A 1291-nucleotide genomic window follows, 5' to 3' on the forward strand; every position below is an offset into this window, starting at 1 on the left:
GCGTTTTCTGCCGGCGGTCGATGCGCTGCCGACGCTGCAGGCGCAGCTGGCCGAGGGCGACGAGCTGCAGGCGCGCAGCCAGCGCGGCGAGACGATTCCGGTCAGCCTCAGTCTCAGCCGCCTGCGCGAGGGCGGCGACGCCGACTACCTGCTCAACCTGGTCGACCTGCGCGCACGCAAGGGCGCCGAGGAGCGTTTCCGCCTGGTGGTCGAGGCCTCGCCCAACGCCATCCTGCTGGTCGACAGCCTGGGCCGCATCGCCATGGTCAACCGCCAGACCGAACTGCTGTTCGGCTACGAGCGGCAGCTGCTGCTCGGCGAGCCGGTGGAGATGCTCCTGCCCAGCGCCCTGCGCGGCAGTCACGTGGCCATGCGCCGCGGCTACCAGGCGCTGCCGGAACCGCGGCGCATGGGCGGCAACCGCGAGCTGTTCGGCCAGCACCGCGAAGGGCGGATGATTCCCCTGGAGGTGGGCCTGTCGCCGATCCGCAGCGGCAGCGAGACCCTGGTGCAGGCGGTGATCATCGACATCAGCGAGCGCAAGGCGGCCGAGCACAAGTTGCGCGAGCAGGCCGAGCAGCTGCTGCTGGCCAACCGCTACAAGTCCGAGTTCCTCGCCAACATGTCCCACGAGCTGCGCACGCCGCTCAACAGCATCCTGATCCTGAGCGACCAGCTGCGGCAGAACCTGGCCGGCAACCTTACCGAGAAGCAGGCCAAGCACGCCGATATCGTCCACCGCGCCGGCAGCGACCTGCTGCAGCTGATCAACGACGTGCTGGACCTGGCCAAGGTCGAGTCCGGGCGCATGCAGCTCAAACTGGAGCCGCTGAACATGCAGGACGTGCTGGTCGAACTGGACGCCAGCCTGCGGCCGATGGCCGAGCTCAAGGGCCTGCGCCTGCACACCCAGCTCGACGCCGGGGTGCCGCGGGTGATTCACACCGACCGCGTGCGCCTGCACCAGATCCTGCGCAACCTGCTGTCCAACGCGCTGAAGTTCACCGAGCAGGGCGAGGTCAGCCTCACCGTGAGCTGGGAGGAACGCCTGGACGACGGTCGCGAGCTGCTCAGCTTCAGCGTGCGCGACACCGGCATCGGCATCGACCCGGCGCAGCACGAGCAGATCTTCCAGGCCTTCCAGCAGATCGACGGCTCCACCAGCCGGCGCTTCGGCGGCACCGGCCTGGGCCTGGCCATCACCCGCCAGCTGGTGCTGGCGATGGACGGCGACATCAGCCTGCACAGCGCGCCGGGGCAGGGCTCGGTGTTCAGCGTGCGCCTGCCGGTG

The 1291-nt window shown here is 69.6% G+C and carries 1 protein-coding gene; it reads left to right on the plus strand.

The genetic code is table 11. The annotated features are described in order from the left end of the window. On the plus strand, window positions 1-1291 hold a 1291-nt coding region (locus N878_RS21085), incomplete at both ends, for a PAS domain-containing sensor histidine kinase (RefSeq protein WP_021445514.1).

This window comes from Pseudomonas sp. EGD-AK9 (assembly GCF_000465935.2).
In the GTDB taxonomy this organism is placed as follows: Bacteria; Pseudomonadota; Gammaproteobacteria; order Pseudomonadales; family Pseudomonadaceae; genus Aquipseudomonas.